This window comes from Pseudomonas sp. NC02, assembly GCF_002874965.1.
GTDB lineage: Bacteria > Pseudomonadota > Gammaproteobacteria > Pseudomonadales > Pseudomonadaceae > Aquipseudomonas.
Window position 1 is genome coordinate 1,162,201 of the sequence record NZ_CP025624.1, and the last position, 17,106, is coordinate 1,179,306.

General features: G+C 61.5%; 17 protein-coding genes. 6 read left to right on the plus strand and 11 right to left on the minus strand.

Going from position 1 to position 17,106, the window contains the following annotated elements:
• Positions 1-71: 71 nt before the first annotated feature.
• The gene (locus tag C0058_RS05285; protein WP_003210377.1) at positions 72-968 is read right to left on the minus strand and encodes a LysR substrate-binding domain-containing protein; all 897 of its coding nucleotides are present in this window, start codon (positions 966-968) and stop codon (positions 72-74) included.
• Between the two features lie 144 nt (positions 969-1,112).
• Here C0058_RS05285 and C0058_RS05290 point away from each other — a divergent pair, with 144 nt between their 5' ends.
• Positions 1,113-2,141: an amino acid ABC transporter substrate-binding protein gene (locus C0058_RS05290; RefSeq protein WP_102368171.1), complete on the plus strand. Its 1,029-nt coding sequence runs from the start codon at positions 1,113-1,115 to the stop codon at positions 2,139-2,141.
• 4 nt (positions 2,142-2,145) lie between these two features.
• Here C0058_RS05290 and C0058_RS05295 read toward each other — a convergent pair whose 3' ends face one another.
• The 4 genes from C0058_RS05295 to C0058_RS05310 all read right to left on the minus strand — a co-directional run bounded on the left by C0058_RS05295 (position 2,146) and on the right by C0058_RS05310 (position 6,377).
• On the minus strand, positions 2,146-3,159 hold the full coding sequence (locus C0058_RS05295; protein ID WP_023659140.1) for a diguanylate cyclase: 1,014 nt from the start codon (positions 3,157-3,159) through the stop codon (positions 2,146-2,148).
• Positions 3,160-3,296: 137 nt separating this feature from the next.
• A complete protein-coding gene (locus C0058_RS05300; protein ID WP_102368172.1) occupies positions 3,297-5,216 on the minus strand; it encodes an alkaline phosphatase D family protein in 1,920 nt (639 codons plus the stop codon).
• 137 nt (positions 5,217-5,353) lie between these two features.
• Positions 5,354-5,599 (minus strand): hypothetical protein, encoded by a 246-nt coding sequence (locus C0058_RS05305; protein ID WP_102368173.1) that lies wholly within the window; start codon positions 5,597-5,599, stop codon positions 5,354-5,356.
• Positions 5,589-6,377, minus strand: coding sequence for a VacJ family lipoprotein (locus tag C0058_RS05310; protein WP_003210369.1), 789 nt, complete (start codon positions 6,375-6,377; stop codon positions 5,589-5,591). The genes C0058_RS05305 and C0058_RS05310 overlap by 11 nt, the downstream gene beginning before the upstream one ends.
• Positions 6,378-6,541: 164 nt before the next feature.
• Between C0058_RS05310 and C0058_RS05315 the strand changes: the two genes are divergently transcribed.
• Both C0058_RS05315 and C0058_RS05320 read left to right on the plus strand, forming a co-directional pair.
• Positions 6,542-7,252: a response regulator gene (locus C0058_RS05315; protein WP_023659139.1), complete on the plus strand. Its 711-nt coding sequence runs from the start codon at positions 6,542-6,544 to the stop codon at positions 7,250-7,252.
• Entirely contained in the window at positions 7,249-8,568 is a 1,320-nt protein-coding gene (locus tag C0058_RS05320; protein ID WP_102368174.1) for an ATP-binding protein, read from the plus strand. The genes C0058_RS05315 and C0058_RS05320 overlap by 4 nt, the downstream gene beginning before the upstream one ends.
• A 360-nt stretch (positions 8,569-8,928) precedes the next feature.
• Here the strand turns inward: C0058_RS05320 and C0058_RS05325 are convergent, their stop codons facing one another.
• The 4 genes from C0058_RS05325 to C0058_RS05340 all read right to left on the minus strand — a co-directional run bounded on the left by C0058_RS05325 (position 8,929) and on the right by C0058_RS05340 (position 13,109).
• Positions 8,929-11,157, minus strand: coding sequence for an ATP-binding protein (locus tag C0058_RS05325; RefSeq protein WP_008438474.1), 2,229 nt, complete (start codon positions 11,155-11,157; stop codon positions 8,929-8,931).
• Complete coding sequence (locus C0058_RS05330; RefSeq protein WP_102368175.1) at positions 11,154-11,768, minus strand: biliverdin-producing heme oxygenase; 615 nt, start codon at positions 11,766-11,768, stop codon at positions 11,154-11,156. Before C0058_RS05330 ends, C0058_RS05325 begins: the two co-directional genes overlap by 4 nt.
• Before the next feature lie 101 nt (positions 11,769-11,869).
• A complete protein-coding gene (locus C0058_RS05335; RefSeq protein WP_003210361.1) occupies positions 11,870-12,247 on the minus strand; it encodes a response regulator in 378 nt (125 codons plus the stop codon).
• A 142-nt stretch (positions 12,248-12,389) separates the two neighbouring features.
• Positions 12,390-13,109 carry an SDR family oxidoreductase gene (locus C0058_RS05340; RefSeq protein ID WP_102368176.1) on the minus strand — a complete coding sequence of 240 codons (720 nt, stop codon included), beginning with the start codon at positions 13,107-13,109 and terminating at the stop codon, positions 12,390-12,392.
• Positions 13,110-13,233: 124 nt separating this feature from the next.
• On the opposite strand from C0058_RS05340, the gene C0058_RS05345 reads away from it, so the two are divergent.
• Together C0058_RS05345 and C0058_RS05350 are read left to right on the plus strand one after the other, a co-directional pair.
• Entirely contained in the window at positions 13,234-13,755 is a 522-nt protein-coding gene (locus C0058_RS05345; RefSeq protein ID WP_158660275.1) for a GNAT family N-acetyltransferase, read from the plus strand.
• A gap of 27 nt (positions 13,756-13,782) precedes the next feature.
• Complete coding sequence (locus C0058_RS05350) at positions 13,783-14,166, plus strand: cytochrome c family protein (protein ID WP_003210355.1); 384 nt, start codon at positions 13,783-13,785, stop codon at positions 14,164-14,166.
• A gap of 1 nt (position 14,167) precedes the next feature.
• Here the strand turns inward: C0058_RS05350 and C0058_RS05355 are convergent, their stop codons facing one another.
• Positions 14,168-15,088, minus strand: coding sequence for an AraC family transcriptional regulator (locus tag C0058_RS05355; RefSeq protein ID WP_102368177.1), 921 nt, complete (start codon positions 15,086-15,088; stop codon positions 14,168-14,170).
• 97 nt (positions 15,089-15,185) lie between these two features.
• Between C0058_RS05355 and C0058_RS05360 the strand changes: the two genes are divergently transcribed.
• Positions 15,186-16,151, plus strand: coding sequence for an oxidoreductase (locus C0058_RS05360; RefSeq protein WP_087695147.1), 966 nt, complete (start codon positions 15,186-15,188; stop codon positions 16,149-16,151).
• A 39-nt stretch (positions 16,152-16,190) separates the two neighbouring features.
• Here C0058_RS05360 and phnX read toward each other — a convergent pair whose 3' ends face one another.
• On the minus strand, positions 16,191-17,018 hold the full coding sequence (gene phnX, locus C0058_RS05365; protein WP_003210349.1) for a phosphonoacetaldehyde hydrolase: 828 nt from the start codon (positions 17,016-17,018) through the stop codon (positions 16,191-16,193).
• Between the last annotated feature and the right edge of the window lie 88 nt (positions 17,019-17,106).

Sequence of the window (17,106 nt, forward strand, 5' to 3'; positions counted from 1 at the left end):
TCTAAGCCGTGAGCCGCCTTGCCCCGCAAACGAAATAAAGTCGCCGGATCATTATTAAAAGTCGGGATGTGCTATGGCGAGGGAGCAAGCTCCCTCGCCACATCCACCATCCAGTTCAGGAACGCCTTCACTTTCGGGATCTCCCCGGCATGCTCGGCATGGGCGATAAAGTGCGCGCCGGCACTCGGCATTCTGTAATCCCAGGGGATCATCAGGCTGGCGTTCGCCAATTCCTCGGCCACCAGATACTGCGGCACCAACGCCACGCCGTACCCCGATTGCGCGGCGCGGATGCACATGTAGAACGTGTCGAAACGCGGCCCGTGGTAGCTGTTTTGCGAGTGCAGGCCCTGTTCCAGAAACCACTCGTGCCAGGCTTCCGGGCGCGAGGTGCATTGCAGCAAGGTGTGGCGGGACGAGGCGTCGCTGCCAGCGGCAACAAACCCGGGGGCACAGACCGGCACCACGGCTTCGCGAAACAACTCGATGCAAGTTGCCCCCGGCCACGCTCCCTGGCCGAAGAAAAACGCGATATCTGCCTTGGCCTGCAACACGTCGAACGGCTCCAGTTCGTTGCGCACGTCCAGATGGATATTGGGATGGCGCGCGGCGAAATCCTTGAGCTTGGGCACCAGCCAGCGGTCACCGAAGGTCGGCTGGGTGGCGATGCGCAGCACTTCGGTCTCGCCACCGTAGGTGAGGATGTAGCGGCTGGAAATATCTACCTGGTTGAGGATCTTGCGTACTTCCTCCAGGTACAGCGAGCCCGCCGGCGACAGGTACAAACGCTGGCGCACCCGCTGGAACAGCGGGTGGCAGAGCATCTCTTCGAGCTGTGCCACCTGCTTGCTCACCGCGCTCTGGGTCAGGTGCAGTTCTTCGGCAGCGCGGGTGAAACTCAGGTGGCGGGCGGCAGCTTCGAAGCACTGCAGGGCGGTCATCGAAGGGGTCAAGCGTTTCGAGATCATGAGAAGTTCATTCCAAATCGGAAGGAGCCTTTGCCTAAACGTCGTTTGTGGCCAAGGTGTAAAGCCGTTGATACTGACCGGCAACACTATAAACGGCGCGGGTTTGTGGCGCCGAATAATAAAGACCGACAGGGAGCGCCTTGCATGAAGCACATGAAATCCACGTTGGCGGCATTCACCGCCGCAGCACTATTGGGGCTGGCCGCAAGCGTACACGCGGGGGCGACCCTGGATGCGATCCAGAAGAAGGGTTTTATCCAGTGTGGGGTCAGTGATGGGTTGCCGGGTTTTGGCGTGCCGGACGCCAACGGCAAGATGACCGGCATTGATGTGGACGTGTGCCACGCCGTCGCCGCAGCACTCTTTGGTGACGCGTCGAAAGTGAAGTTCAGCCAGTTGACCGCCAAGGAGCGTTTCACTGCGTTGCAATCCGGCGAGATCGACCTGATTTCCCGCAACACCACCTGGACCAGTTCCCGTGACGCGGGCATGGGCATGGTGTTCACCGGCGTGACCTACTACGACGGCATCGGGTTCCTGGTGAACACCAAGCTCGGTGTGAAGAGCGCCAAGGACCTGGACGGCGCGACCATCTGCATCCAGGCCGGCACCACCACCGAGCTGAACGTCTCGGATTACTTCCGCGCCAACGGCCTGAAGTACACGCCGATTACCTTCGACACTGCTGACGAAAGTGCCAAGGGCCTCGAAGCGGGCCGCTGCGACGTGCTCACCACCGACCAGTCGGGGCTGTACGCCCAGCGGATCAAGATGGCTCACCCGGATGAGTTCGTGGTGTTGCCGGAAGTGATTTCCAAGGAGCCATTGGGCCCGCTGGTGCGCAAGGGCGACGACGAGTGGTTCAGCATCGTCAAGTGGACGCTGTTCGCCATGCTCAATGCCGAGGAAATGGGCATCACTTCGCAGAACGTTGAAGAGCAAGCCAAGTCCAGCAAGAACCCGGACGTCGCCCGTTTGCTCGGCGCAGACGGTGACTACGGCAAGGACCTGAAACTGCGCAAGGACTGGGTCGTGCAGATCGTCAAGCAAGTGGGCAACTACAGCGAGGTGTTCGAGCGCAACATCGGCCAGGGCAGCGTGCTGAAGATCAAGCGCGGCCTTAATGCCCTGTGGAGCAATGGCGGGATCCAGTACGCGCCGCCGGTTCGCTGAGGTTTCACGAAGAAACCGTGTCCTTGCCCGCCGCCTTGGAGCGATACAACGCCTGATCGGCCCTGGCCATCAGGCAGGCGGGTGACTCATCGTTGCGTCGCTCTACCACGCCGAGGCTCAACGTCACCTTGAAGCTGCCCACGGCGGGCAAGTCCTTGAGCGCACAGCGCATCCGCTCGGCCAATTCCCGCGCGGTCTCCAACGTGCTTTTGGGCACGATGACCATGAATTCATCGCCGCCCCAGCGGGCCAGCAAGTCGCCGTGGCGAATGCAGGCCTCCAGGCATTCCACCACGCGCACCAGGGTTTCATCGCCTACGGCATGGCCGTGCTGATCGTTGATGGGCTTGAAGTCGTCAATGTCCATGGCGATCAGCGAGAGCGGCAGGCGAAACCGTTGGGCGCGAGCGCACTCTTCCAGCAGGACGCGTTCAAGGCGGTAACGATTGGCCACGCGAGTCAAGGCGTCGCGTTCGGCCAGGGAGCGATTCTCGTCCAGTTGCAACTGCAGTTGTTGATTGACCCGCGACAGCTCGCGGGTGCGCTCGGCCACCAGGGCTTCAAGGGATTGATTGCGGCGCTCCAGCTGTTCGATGGACTGTTTGCGCGCCTGGATACTGCGGTGGGCGCCGACCATGCGTGCCACCGAGCCGTCGTCGTTACGTGCGATCACGTAGCCGCGGTCTTCGATCCACAGGTAGGAGCCGTCTTTCTTGCGGCAGCGGTATTCGGCTTGATAGTGAGTGGTGCGGCGGTTGATGTAGTTATCAAACAGCACCATCACTTGGGGATAGTCATCGGGATGAATCACGTTTTCCCAGGTGAATACGCTGTTTTCCAGGGAGTGATGGGCATAGCCGAGCATTTCGTACCAGCCGGGGTTGCGGTAGACGAACCCGGTGTTGGCGTTCCAGTCCCAGATCCCGTCGCTGACCAGCTCCATGATGGCATGCAGCATGTCGGCGTTAAGGTCGCAAAAGTCCTTCCTTGACGGTTCGCTGCCGGATGTATCGTCCATTGCGCACTCCCTGCGTGGACTGGCTCCTGGGGCCAGCCAAAATTGATGCCGATACTCCGTGGCTGGCGGTACTGTACAACGGCGCCTTGGCGCTTAGAAGGGGGTCTTTGGTCTAGTGAGAGTGTGGCTAAAAGCCACTACTTGCTTGGGTTCAGCTTCTGATCAGGCGCCGCCATCCTGGTCCTGGGCGCCCCATTGGCATTGTGCTGATAAATCGCCTCAGGCTGCCCCTGCCGGTTAAAAAACACCTGCCCGATCCCGGCAGAATTCCAGAGCCGTTCGCCCGCTTCAGCGTGTTCCGGAATATGCGGCACTACCTGCATGAGTCGGCGACGGGTGAACCAGTTCAGCGGTGAGCGCGGTGAGTAGAGCCATCGATTGAGACGGTCGAACCATTCCAGCAAGCGCGGCGGGAATTCGTTCTTGATGCCGCTGCTGGTGATCTGCCAGATTTTTGGACCGGCATTGCGGTGGCGAATCAGCACTTCATAGACGAACGAGTAGTGCACGTCTCCCGAGAGGATCACGTAGTTGCCCGGTGTGCGGGAGTGACGAAAGATGTTGAGGATCACCTGTGCCGCGCCCCGGTGGGCCATCCAGTTTTCCGCGTCCACCAACAGCGGGTAGCCGCACCAGCTGAAGGCCTTCTGCACGGTTTCGATCAGCTTGACGCCGAAGATAGGCGCCGGTGAAACGATGATCGCGCAAGGGTGATCCAGCAGCTCCTGTTGCAGTTCGCTCAGTGCTTCCCAGTCCAGCAGGCCGGAGGGTTGCTTGAGGTTGAACTCGCTGCGCCAGCGCCGGGTACGGGTGTCGAGCACTACCAGTGCGGGGGTGGTGGGCAGTACGTAATGCCATTGCTGGAACTTCAGCAGGTCATCCACCAGCTCATCTTGAGCGTCAGGCTGCAGGTAGTTGTCGTGGGCCTGTGTGGTGAGCGCCAGGGTTTTGCCGATCACCGTATCGAACGCATCCGGGTTATTGCCCCAGCCCTGGCACAGCATGTAGGCCAGCAGTGCGTTGCCGATGATGCGCTTGGAGAACGGATGCCCGTAGGCGGTTTCTTCCCATTGGGCGCTGAGGTTCCAGTCGTCGGTGATGTCGTGATCATCGAAGATCATCAGGCAGGAGAGGTGGGCGAACACCCTGGCCACGCCACCCAGGCCGTCACGGAACGTGTCGATCTGCACTTGCTCGTGCCCATAGCGTACGTGCCCTTCGGCGCGCAGTTGCGGCGCTTGCGGTGTGATCAGCTGCCACGGTACGGGCGACCACGCCAGCAGGTACATCGCCATGACTTCGGCAAAAGTCACCAGGTGGTTGTCGGCGCTGCTGCTGGTGAAAATAGGCTTCTTCACCCCGCCAAAAAAACGCTCGCGCAGGGTCTCGTTGCTCTTCAGGGCGGGCAACAGGTCGGCTCGATGGTAGTAGCTGGCGGCATGCTCATAAAGCGCGGCGCTGTTGTCGACGACGGCACCGTCGAGGTGTTCATCGAACAGGCCGAGGCGCGTGATCAGCGCATGAATGGCCCGCAGCATCGGCCCCGCGACATCGTCGGCGTAGACCTGGTCGCCACTCATCATCAACAAGGCCGGGCGTTCCTCCAGGGTGTTCGATTCGGCCAGCAGCCGGTCGACACACAGCAAACCGTCGGCTGCGCTGTGATGGGGCTTGCGGCAGGAACCGTGGACCAATTGGTGGATGCGGCTGTGCAGGACGAAATGCGGGCCTTGTGCGCCCGGGTAGAGCAGGTGCGGCGCCCATTCGGCGATACCGGCACGGTTTACCAGCAGGTCGTAGCCGATGCTCACGTCCTGGGGCAGGGCTTCCGCCAGCGGTATGTCGATCAGATGGATAAAGGCCTGGCGCCCGACGGGCACCACCTTGCATTGGCTGGCGTCCAACTCGATATCGAGCGCCGCGCCTTGGGCGACTTGCAGCCTCAGGGTCAATGCCAGGGGACGACTTCCCACCAGCCACATCACCAGGCGCCGCGGTTCCAGGCGTCGCAGCAACGGGCCGGCGAGTACAGCGGGAAGTGTGTCGGGGTGAGGCATCAAGGCAACGGCTCTGGGCAAGGTTGGGCCGAAAAGGTAACGCATTGAATGTCAGCGTTTTGTTAAGGCGCGATACCCGGGCGAGCGGCAAATTACCCGGCGCCCACTGGCCCGGGCTATAAACCTTTCATCTCAAATCATGACTGCGTGGCGCAGGTCTCGCCTTCGGCAATCATCCAGCGCAGCACTTCGGCCAGGGCCACACTGTGCTGGCGCTCGACCCAGCGCACACCCTGCGGGCTGTACCGTTCGACATAGCGGCTCAGCACCAGGCGGCCCTGCTCCGACGACAGGCTCAGGCGGATCTCCCGGCAGAGCAGGGCGCTGGTCCCGCGTTTACGAACCTGACGTTGCAGGACCAGTGAGCTTGATTCAGAAATCATCGCCGGCTCCCTGTGCACAATTATCGGCCTGAGGCGACGTCGCCCCCTGCTTGCCCTCCAGCACAAAGGCCGCGCGGTGTTCGGCCACCACGTTACGCAAGGCACTGTAGTAGTCCGGCAGCTTTTGCAGGCTGTCGGTCAGCGGCAGCAACGAGGCGCGCGTGTCCACTGTGCCACCCACCAGGCTGATGGTGCCCAGGGTTTGCACGGTATCGCTGTCGCCCAGCGGCGCCACCAGGAAGTTCAGGACCTTGCCCGCCGCATCGCGGCTGTTGCCGGTGCCCAGCAACGGCAGTTCGACAATCGGCCCGTTGCCAATCCCCCACACGCCAAAGGTCTGGCCGAAATCGGCGGTGTGGCGAGGGATGCCCAGCGGGTCCGAGACATCAATCAAGCCGACGATCCCCACGGTGGTGTTCACCGCAAAACGTCCCAGGGTGTTGATCGAACGCCGTGGGTTGCCTTGCAGCAGGTCGTTGATGAAGACCTTGGGCTCGCTGAAGTTGCTGGCGAAGTTATGCACACCCTGCTGGAAAAACTCCGGCATGTATCGGTAGCCTCGGGCTACAGGCGCCAGGGCGTAGTCATCCACCGCGCGGTTGAAGGCGAACACGCCCCGGTTGACTGGTTCGGCGGGGTCATACACCGGGTAGGAAACCTGTGCGCAGCGTGTGGTACTCGTTACGTTGGCCGGGCTCGCGCAGCCTGTGAGGTAAGACACAGTCAGCAACAACACCGCCTGGCGAGCCAGGTGCTGGGGATACGTCAGCGAGCGCATGGGGTCAGTCTCCGGGAAAAGGAAGCCGATGCTGGCAGCCGCAGCTTGCGCAAAGATGTCTGCTTTATTGCGCCGTTGACGCTTTATTGCACGATTGAAATATATGACGGGCCGCGTCGAATGGTTTTAGATGGCGCATCGACAAGACCAAGTGATGCCCATCGGTGAGCCATCTTTTAATCGTGGACGATGACCTCGAGGTCCTCGCCCTGCTGAAGAAATTCTTCCTGCAACATGGCTACACGGTCGAGACCGCCGCCAATGGCGCCGAGCTGTGGGCGGCCATGGAGCGTACACCTGCCGACCTGATCATCCTCGATCTGATGCTGCCGGGGGATAACGGCCTGTTGCTGTGCCAGCGCCTGCGCCAGCAATACGCAACACCGGTGATCATGCTGACCGCCATGGGCGAACTGAGTGATCGCGTGGTGGGCCTGGAAATGGGCGCCGATGATTACCTGAGCAAACCTTTCGATGCCCGTGAATTACTTGCCCGGGTGCGCGCCGTACTGCGTCGGGCGGGTGAAAACCGGCCGACGTTGGGCGACGTGTCGCGCCCGCTGATTCGTTTCGCCGGCTGGCAACTGGACCTGACGCGCCGTGAGTTGCGCTCGCCGGACCAGGTGATGATCCCGTTGTCGTCCGGGGAGTTCGACCTGCTGCTGGTGTTCGTCGAACACCCGCAGCGCGTGCTCACCCGCGAGCAATTGCTGAACCTGGCGCGGGGCCATAGCCACGACGCGTTCGACCGCAGCATCGACGTGCAGGTCAGCCGCCTGCGACGCAAGCTGGAGTTCGACACCAAGCGCCCGGCGATGATTCGTACGGTGCGCAACGGTGGTTACCAGTTCACCGTCGCGGTGACCCGCTCATGAGCCGCTTCAAACCTCGGGACACCGTGGCCCGCTGGATTGCCCTGACCATCCTGATTGCGATGCTCACTGCGCTGGCCTTCAATGCGCTGTTTGTGCAACTGGCTGGCGTTTGGGCCAGGCCGCCGTTGGGTGAAACCGGCCTGTTGGAGAAGGTCGCGGTGATCGTGCGGATGATCGAAGCGGCGGAGCCGTCCCAGCGCGCGCAACTGACTCGGGCAGTGGCCGATGACAGCTTCAATGTGAGTTGGTCGGCCACCCGCACAGGCATTGATGTGCCGGTTCTGGAAGACCCGGGGTTTCACTCCGACCAGGTGTTCAAACAGCTGCTCAAGGGGCCGGAGCGGCGAATGGAAGCCTACGAACCGTCCGACTGGCCTGGCCCCGGCGGGCGCTATGCGCTGGTGGTGCAGCTGGTGGATGAATCCTGGCTGATGTTCAGCGCGCCGTCGCGCAGCTGGGGCCTGGCGGAAGGCCCGCGAAGCCTGATCGTGCTGATGCTGGTACTGATTTCCACCGCGCTGGTCACGCTGATCGCCACCCGGCGCCTGGCCCGGCCGCTGCAGTATTTCGCCCAGGGTGTGCGACGTTTCGGCGCCGACTTTCGTGCGCCGCCTATCGAGCCGGTCGGCCCCCAGGAAATCCGCCAGGCGATTCTCGCGTTCAACGGCATGCAGGCGCAGTTGCAGCACTTCATCCAGGACCGCACCCAGATGCTCGCCGCGATTTCCCATGACCTGCGTGCGCCGCTGACCCGCCTGCGCCTGCGGGGGGAATTCATCGAAGATGCCGACCAGCAGCACCGCCTGTTCCGGGATGTCGACGAGATGCAGGCGATGATCAACACCGCGCTGGAATTCTTTCGCGACGATGCGCGTCTGGAACAGGCTACCCAACTTGACCTCGCTGAGTTGCTGCAAACGCTGATTGACGATTACCGCGACCAGTCCATCGACATCACCTTCAATGGCCCGCCACGGCTGGTGTATTTCGGTCGCCCGCTGGGGCTCAAGCGAGTGATGACCAACCTGATGGACAATGCGATCCACTACGGGCGGGCGCCGGAAATCGAACTGCAACAGAGTCCGGGCGTGGTGACGATACGGGTACTGGACCGTGGCCCGGGCATCCCGCAGGAGCAGCATGAGCAGGTGTTCCTGCCGTTCTTTCGGCTGGAAGGCTCACGCAATAAAAGTACCGGCGGGGTCGGTTTGGGCCTTTCCACGGCACGGGCGATTGTCCTGGAACACGGTGGAACGCTGACGTTGGAGAATCGCCCGTGTGGCGGGTTGGCCGCCGTGGTGGTGTTGCCGGTTTAGGAAGGCTTAAACCCTCACGGCAAATTCCCTTTTCCCAGATCAGTCAGATTACCGCTATTCGACTGAAAAATTTGCTGGTTGGAGCTGCTACGCGAGGGCTCATCGTTTGGTTTGAGGGCCGGCTGAACAGGTTGGACGGGTTGAGTGGCTTGAGGCGAATGAGTGGGTTGATTGAAGGATTGGATATGGAAAGCGCTGCCAATGATTGGAAAGGACATAGATGTTGGCTCTCATTAGAAAGGACGTGAAGTGTGCGCATTCACCTCCCTTTGAGTGCGTCCTGATCAGTGGCCCTGGCCCGGTCCGGCGTTCCGGGCCTTTGGGTTTCCATATGCTTCGCCGTCTCGATGAGGCGCCGTTTCAAGCCGGCTTGGGCACCGTAAACCGAAATTCGCTGCCTCGCCCCAACTCACTCTCAGCCTCGATCCGCCCGCCGTGGGCCTGCACGATGCCTTGGGTGATGTACAAGCCCAGGCCGCTGCCGGTGGGATTGTTTTCGGTTTGCGTCCAGTAGCGATCAAACACGTGAGGCAACTGATCAGGGGCGATCCCTTCGCCGGAGTCACGCACCGAAAACACAATCTCTTCGCCATTGCTCAACGCACTGATGCCGATATTGCCCTGGCGCGGGGTGAACTTGATGGCGTTGCCGATCAGGTTCGACAGCACCTGGAACAACCGTTCCGGGTCGGCATGGATTTGCAGCCCGGGTTCGGCATTGAAGGACAGGTCGATGCCCTTTTCCATCGCCAGGGGCGCGAGCAGTGAATAGGCCTCCTCGAACATCTGGCTCACGTCCAGGGCCACCGGCTTGACGGTGTAGCGCCCGGCTTCGATCTTCGAGGTGTCGAGCAAATCTTCCAGCAGCACATTCATGCGCCCAGCGGCTTGTTGCATGGTATCGATGGCCGAGGAAATCCGTCGCGAGGTGTGTGGGCCATCGGAACTGAAGGCCTTTTGCATCATGCCGCAGAGCATCGAGATCACCGTCATCGGGTTGCGCAGGTCGTGGGAAACCACCGCCACCAGTTCATCCCGGGCGCGCACCGCCTGTTGTTCACGCAGCACCTGGCGGGCCAGGTCATTTTCCAGGGCCGAGCGGCGCAGGTCGTTGGCGGCGAAGCGGTCACCGTGGCTCCATTTGGTGGAAATGCCGGCCATCTCCACCTTCCAGATTTCAAACGAGGTGCGTGGGCGAAGGTGCAGGCCCGCGTCTGTGCTTTCCAGGTCCAGGGGTTTGTTCGGGTCGCCGCTCCAGTTGATGTTTTCCTTCACTTCGGGACGAAACCACAACACGCCGTTGTCCACCGGCTTGGGCAAGCTCATGGCCAGCACGCCACTGGCTACGTGCTGGTATTCAGCCGCCGGCGGGTAAACCGAGGCCAGGTTATGGCTGGCAAACACCGGCTGCCCGGTCTCTTGCAGCCACTTGTGCAGGGCGCGAATCTGCGCAGGTTCCGGGCAATTGCCGTAACGGTGCAGTTGCTTGTCTTCGATGATCGCCACACCGCCTGCGAGGGTCAGGTCCATCAGCAATTGCGGACGCTGCGCCAGGCCATCGAAGACGTTTGCGGGCGAGGCCTGCATGGCCTGGCTGAGCAAGGCCAGGGCCTCGACTTTTTCTTCGCGCTGGCGGCTTAGGTCCAGGGCCTCCATGGCGCTGATCTGCAACGACAGCACCTGGCCGATAGTCTGGCACGCGGTGCGCAAATCATTGGGCACCAGCAGCGGCTGGCGGTTGCCGCAACTGATCAGGCCCCAGAGTTTGTCGCCCGCCATCAGGGAGATGCTCATGGACGACAGCACCCCCATGTTTTTCATGTACTGGCAGTGAATCGGCGACACGCTGCGCAGGGTGGCGAAGCTCAGGTCCAGGGGCTGGCCGGTGTCCGGGCGCAACCTGGGCACCAGCGGCACTGCCTCGTAATCGGCATTGGGGATGATCCGCAGCCAATTGGTGCGGTACAGCTCCCGGGCTTGTTCGGGGATGTCAGACGCCGGGAAGAACAGGCCGTTGAACAATTCCATCGACGGGGCGGACGCTTCGGCGATCACCTGGCCGTGGCCTTCCTCTTCGAAACGATAAATCAGCACCCGGTCGTAGCCGGTCATGGCCTGGATTTCGTTGACGCTGATTTCATACAAGGCTTGAAGGGTTTTCGCCGCCTGCAGGCGTTGCAGCATCTTGCCCAGGTTGCTGGTCCGGCCATTGAGTGCCCGCGGCTGGAAGTCCTTGAGCCGTGGTTCGAACTCCAGCACCAGTACATCCTGATGGCGGTGCAGCAAGCCTTCGAACTCGGCGCCGTTGAGGGTCATGTGCAGCGGTGCGGCGTCGAAAAAGCTGTTTTGCGTGACCATGGCCCGGACGGCTTCGGCATGTTCAATGCCGATCAATGTGTGCAGCGGCTGGCCCAGCAGGGATTCCGGTGAGTGGTTGAACAGTTCGGCTACGTTGGCGCTCACCTGCACGATATGCAGTTCCGGCTCGGACAGGGTCAGCAGCGCACCGTGGGGCTGGATGGCCCCCGGGAAGCGGATGGGTTCGTCTGCACAGTTGGCAAGCAACTCTTCAAAATCTTCGGGTTTCATAGCAGTACCTCCTGGCTGTCGAGCCATTGCTCAAAGCAGCTGAATGTCGAGCGGGCCGCGTTCACGGCGCGCAGTTTGGCGTGCGCATCGAGGGGCACATGGCTCAGGTAGTCGAGAAAGTCTTTCCAGCGCCGACCGGTTTCAGCGCCGTACACGTTGAGAAACGCGCCGCCGTTGTCGGTATCCAGTCCCAGGCGCTGGGCCATTTCCCGGCGCAGGATCTGCCCGCCCAGGGTGGCGCCTTCCAACACATACAGCGCGCCCAGGCAGGCGGCCGGCGTGTCGAGGAGCGGTAGCGACATGCAATGGGGAAGGGCGGCGATGGCTCGGGCGTCCAGGCCCAGAGCGTGAAGATCCGTCAGCAAGGTGGGAGCTTTGCGACGCAGCACCTGATCAAACCCCACGGGTATCAAGCCGCTGTCGTGCAGCGTCGTTTCCAGAGGGTTGTAGAACCCGTAATAGGCCTGGAGCAGGCGTTTATACCGAGTGTGATCGAGCTGCGGGGAGAAAAACGGCAAGCGCTTTTCCAGGGCGACGTGCAGTAAAGCGGTACCCGAGCGCAGGGCTTCAAGTACAGGGGGCGCACCAACGTCATGGGCCTGTGAATGCATTCAGTAAACTCGAACTGGGGGCCTGCTGGCCATGTAAGGTTGCTTAATAACTGACCGCAGGAGTCGCCGCGAAGTTCGCCTTGGCTGATATCGCGATGCTATCAGTGCATGGGCGAACCCTGCACCAGGGCCGACTGCACGCAGTCGATCAGGCGCTTGGTGGTCCACGGCTTGGGCAGGAACCGCACGGTGCTGCCCAACTGCGAGGCCATTGCGGTGTTGCCCGAGGTCAGCACCACCGGCAGCGTCGGCCAGCGATGGGCGACCACCTTGCTCAAGTCGTAGCCATTGAGCAGGCCGGGCATCTGGATATCGCTGACAATCAAGTCTACCGGATCACTGGCCCGTTCAAGAAAAATCATTCCTTCGTCTGCGGACGGGAACGAGGTCACCACCGCGCCGAAATCCTCCAGTACATCTACCATCAACGAGCGAATGATTTCGTCGTCTTCCAGCACCAATATCGATGGCTGAGCCATGATCCTTACTCCACCATCCGGGTTAAGTAAGGTGGAGTGGGGCGCCGTTGAATAGGTTCGATTGGATGTTTTTTTTGCGATGGGTGGTCATTTGGTTGCCTTTGAATTGCGTCAGGGCAGGGCGCTCCACTGGCGAAACCTGCTAGAAGCGTTCATCCAGCAGCGCCGGCAACGTCAGCTCCTTGACGAAACTGGCGCCGGACAGGCTTAAGACCATACGCACCACCTGCACCACGTCATGCACCGGAATCAATTGGCCCTCACCGCGCTGTTCGGCCTGGGTGCGTGAGGTGCTCAAGGAATCTTCGGTATTCAGATAGCCCAGGTTCAGGCAAGTGACACCCAGGCGTTGCTGGCGATAGCCTTCACGCAGCGCATCGGCGATGCCGCGCAAGGCGAATTTCGAGGCGCCGAACGCCACTTCGGGCCGGCCGCTCTGGGGCAGTCCCGAGGTCGAGCCTGTGAGGATGATGCGCGGCTGTGGGCTCTTCAATAACACCGGCAGCAGCCGCTTGATCAACAACAGCGGTGCGGTGATGTTGCAACTGACGATGGCTTCCAGTTGCGTGTCCTCGTCGGTGAGATAGCTGTACGCCGGATCAAACGCCCGCGCCTCCCAGATGCCCAGGTTATAGATCAGTGTGTCCAGCCCGCCTGCCTCCACCGCCTGCTCGATGACGTGCGCCGCTTGGCCAGGCACGCCAAGGTCTGCTTCCACCCAGCGCACCTCGGCGCCAGTGCTGCACGTCAAGGGATCAGGGCGACTGCGGGACACCCCGATCAGCGTATCCCCAACCCCGCCCAGCCCTTCCATCAAGGCCCTGCCCAATCCTTTGCTTGCACCGACCACCATGGTTTTCATCGCTTGTCTCCTGAACCGCTGTGCCGAGAGGAGCGGGCATGCAAGCAGAGTGGTGGGGTGATATCAATTGAGTGGCTGTTTCCAGATGTTAATCTCAGGTGTTTCAACGATCCCGGGTTGCCTCATGCTCACTGTTATCCGACTTGCCGCCGCACCCGACGCAGTGTGTTTACCTGCAATAGAGCGCAGTGCGGCCCAGTCCTTTCGTGCGATCGAATCCTTGAGCTGGCTGGCCGATGCCGAGGTCATGAGTGTTGAACGTCATCTGCAGTTGATCGCGTGGGGTACGTGTTGGGTGGCGGTGGATGCTGCTGGCCAGGTCCAGGGTTTTCTCAGTGCACAGATGCTTGATGACGACCTGCACATCCATGAACTGTCGGTGGCGCAGGTCATGCAGGGCCGTGGCGCAGGGCGGCAATTGCTTGAGGCCGTGATGAATGAGGCTCGCTCGCGCCGGTTGCGGGCAGTCACCTTGACCACATTTTGCGACGTGCCCTGGAACAGCCCGTTTTATCAGCGGCTGGGATTTGAGCAAGCACATTCGCTGGCGCCGGATCATCGTTTGGCAGAGGCTCTGCGTGAGGAGTATCGTCACGGTTTTGCGCCGGGCAGTCGCTGTGCCATGTCATGGCAAGTCCCCAGCTGAACCGGCACAACGGATGGAAAGTTACCCATGAAGTACGTCGTATTATTCAGCCTCGCCCTGATTGCCGGTCTCGTCAGCCTGCCGGCAGCGGCGGCGGGAGACGCCGAAGCCGGTGGAAAGTTATTCAGCAAAACCTGCGGCGGTTGCCATAGCGTCGGCGAAAATGCCCGGGGCGGTTTCGGGCCGCAGCTCAACGGCATCATTGGCCGCCCGGCCGGCACGACCACTGATTACCAGTATTCAGATGCGATGAAGAATTCAGGCGTGGTCTGGACGCGGGACAAGCTGGCCGCCTACATCGAGGCACCGAAAAAGGTCGTGAGCGGCACCCGGATGATTTTCTGGGGGATCAGCGACCAGGAGAAGATCGATAACCTGCTGGCGTACCTTGCGACGTTCCAGGCGCAGTAATTCACATTGATTGACGGCACGCGTCCCGATAATGCCTCGGGGCCTTTCCTGTCACTCGCTTGAAGGCGTTGCTGAACGCACTTTCGGATCCGTACCCCAACGACTGCGCTAACACGCCCACTGACAGATTCCCCTCGCGCAACGCTCGTTGTGCAAGGCGCATGCGCCACTCGGTCAGGTACGCCAACGGTGGTACCCCGGCAACGCTCTTGAAGTAGTGCGAAAAGGTGGTGCGCGACATCGCAGCCGCCGTAGCCAGGTCTTCCAGTGTCCAGGCACGCCCCGGCTCGCTGTGCATCAAGCGCAGCGCGGGGGCCAGGCGCTTGTCGCTGACCGTGCGCAGCCAGCCTTCGGGTAATACGCCCGAGGTCTCGACATAGGCCCGCAGGATCTGGATAAACATCAACTGCGCCAGTTGCGCCGACGCCAAGCTTGCCCCGAGCAAATTGGCTTGCCCCTCATGTGCCAACTGGCCGAGTAGCCATTGCACGATTGTCGCTTGCGGCGACGTGGCCCGCACGTGGATCAGGGGCGGCAGCGCGTTGGCCAGCAGGCCGCCACTCTCCGGGTCCAGTTGCACGTAGCCGCCGATTTGCACACAGCCCTGGCCGTCACCGATTTGCGGGAAGCGGCCGGCGTCAGCGAATAATTGCCGCGCTTCCAAAGGCGCGACCGACACATCGCCTGCAAGCACAAACGAGCGTTGCGCACACAGCAGGAACACATCGCCCGCCTCAATCAACACCGGCGCCAGTTCGCCATCCATCCACAACCAGCACTGCCCCTTCACCACCCCGAAAAACTTGATCTTGTCCGGCGCGGGAAAACGCAGGGCCCAGGCGCCGCCCGCGCTGAAGCCGCCGGTCATAACCGATTGGGCATTCACGAACGTGAGAATCTCGGAAAACGGGTCGCTGGGCATATTCGTACTTTTACGCATGTAAATGGGATAATCGAGTATTCAGAGTACGGCTTTCGAGGGGTAGCGTGTTAACCACACGTCCAATGGAGACTCTGTCATGCCCACAGTACAAAAACCGATCCACAGCGGCTATGGAGCAGCAACCACCGTCGCCGAAGTCATCCGGGGCGTCGATCTCTCGGGCAAGGTGGCGATTGTCACGGGCGGCTACTCCGGCATTGGCCTGGTCACCGCCCGTACCCTGGCTGCCGCGGGCGCCCGCGTGATCGTCCCGGCCCGTGACCTGGCCAAGGCACGCGCCGTCCTCAAACCTTACCCACAGCTGCAACTTGAACCCCTGGACTTGATGGACGCCCAGTCCATCGAACAGTTTGCCGAGCGCTTTCTGGCGACAGGCTGCCCGCTGCACCTGCTGATCAATAACGCGGGCATCATGGCGCCGCCGCTGAGCCGCAATGCCCAGGGCTACGAATCTCAGTTCGCGACCAACCATCTCGGGCATTTCCTGCTTACCCAGCGCTTGTGGCCGGCCTTGCAGCGCGCCGAAGGTGCACGGGTGGTGACGCTGTCCTCGCGGGGGCATGTGCACGGCGCCGTCGACTTTGACGACTGGAATTTCGAGCGCCAGGCCTACGATCCATGGAGGGCCTACGGTCAGTCCAAGACTGCCAATGCGCTGTTCGCCGTGCATCTGGATACGCTCGGTGCGGCGAGTGGGGTAAGGGCTTTTGCGGTGCATCCCGGTGGAATCATTACCGATCTGGTGCGGCACATGAAGCCTGAAGTCTTGCAGGCATCAGGCTATGTCGACGAGCACGGGAAACCGGTGATCGACCCTGAGCGGAACATGAAAACCCCGGAGCAAGGCGCGGCCACCAGTGTGTGGTGCGCGGTGAGTGGGCAGTTGGCGGGAATGGGCGGGGTCTATTGCGAGAACTGTGATGTGGCGGCGGCAGTGAGTGCGGAATCGGAAGAGCAGTTGGGTGTCAGGCCGTGGGCGGTGGATACCGGGTTGGCGCAGCGGCTGTGGATACTTAGCGAGCAGCTTGTCGCAGGGCGATAGGCCGCAGTGTGGGGTCAGCTCACTGACCCCATCGGCCCATCAAGAACCCTGCGGCGTTTCTCCGCGCGCCAAACGCGCATTGATATCGTCGATCACCGCCGGCAGTTCGACGATGGTGTCGATCAGGTAATGCGGCCGCGAGCCCTCGAACATCTGTGTAATGCGCGCACGCTCCAGCGCCAGCTCAGCAGCAGGCAGCGCCTTGTATTGCTCGTAGGTCAAACCCAGTGCGTTGCCGGAACAGGTCAACGCCACCGTCCACATGCCGGCGCTACGGCCTTCCAGGATCCCCGGCCAGGTGTCGTCGACCTTCACGCACGCGGCCACATCGCTGACCCCCAGGGCAATCACGTTGGCCAGTGCCTGCGCCGGATGCGGGCGCCCGTTGGGCACTTCGTCGGTCGCCACCACATGGTCGGCGACGTAGCCGTTCTGTCGCGCCAGTTCGACCACCTTGGCCATCACCACCGCCGGGTACCCGGAGCAGGAGCCAATCTTCAAGCCCTGCCCGCGCAGGGTGTTGATCGCCTCAAGGGCGCCGGGAATGACCGCCGAATGCAGCGCGATTTTCTCGATCTGCAACGGCATGAAGCGCTCATACAGTGCGGTGACATCCTCGTCAGTCGGCAAGCGATCAAATACCGCCCGATAACGCTCGGCAATCTGTGGCAGGTTGCACAAGGTGCGGATGTGATCCCACTTGCCCATGCCCATCGGGCCGCGGGCTTCCTCCAGGGAAACGGCGACGCCGAACTCACCGAACGCCTCGACAAAAATCTGCGTGGGGGCGAAGGAACCGAAGTCGACGACGGTGCCGGCCCAGTCCAGGACCACGGCTTGCAGCTTGGAAGGTTGTTGGTAGTGCATGGCAAGTCTCCATTTTCAGGTGTGAGCAGGCCGTCCCTCTCTCAAAGAAGAGGTAAGCGCCTGGTGAGGGTTTAAACGGTCAAGACGA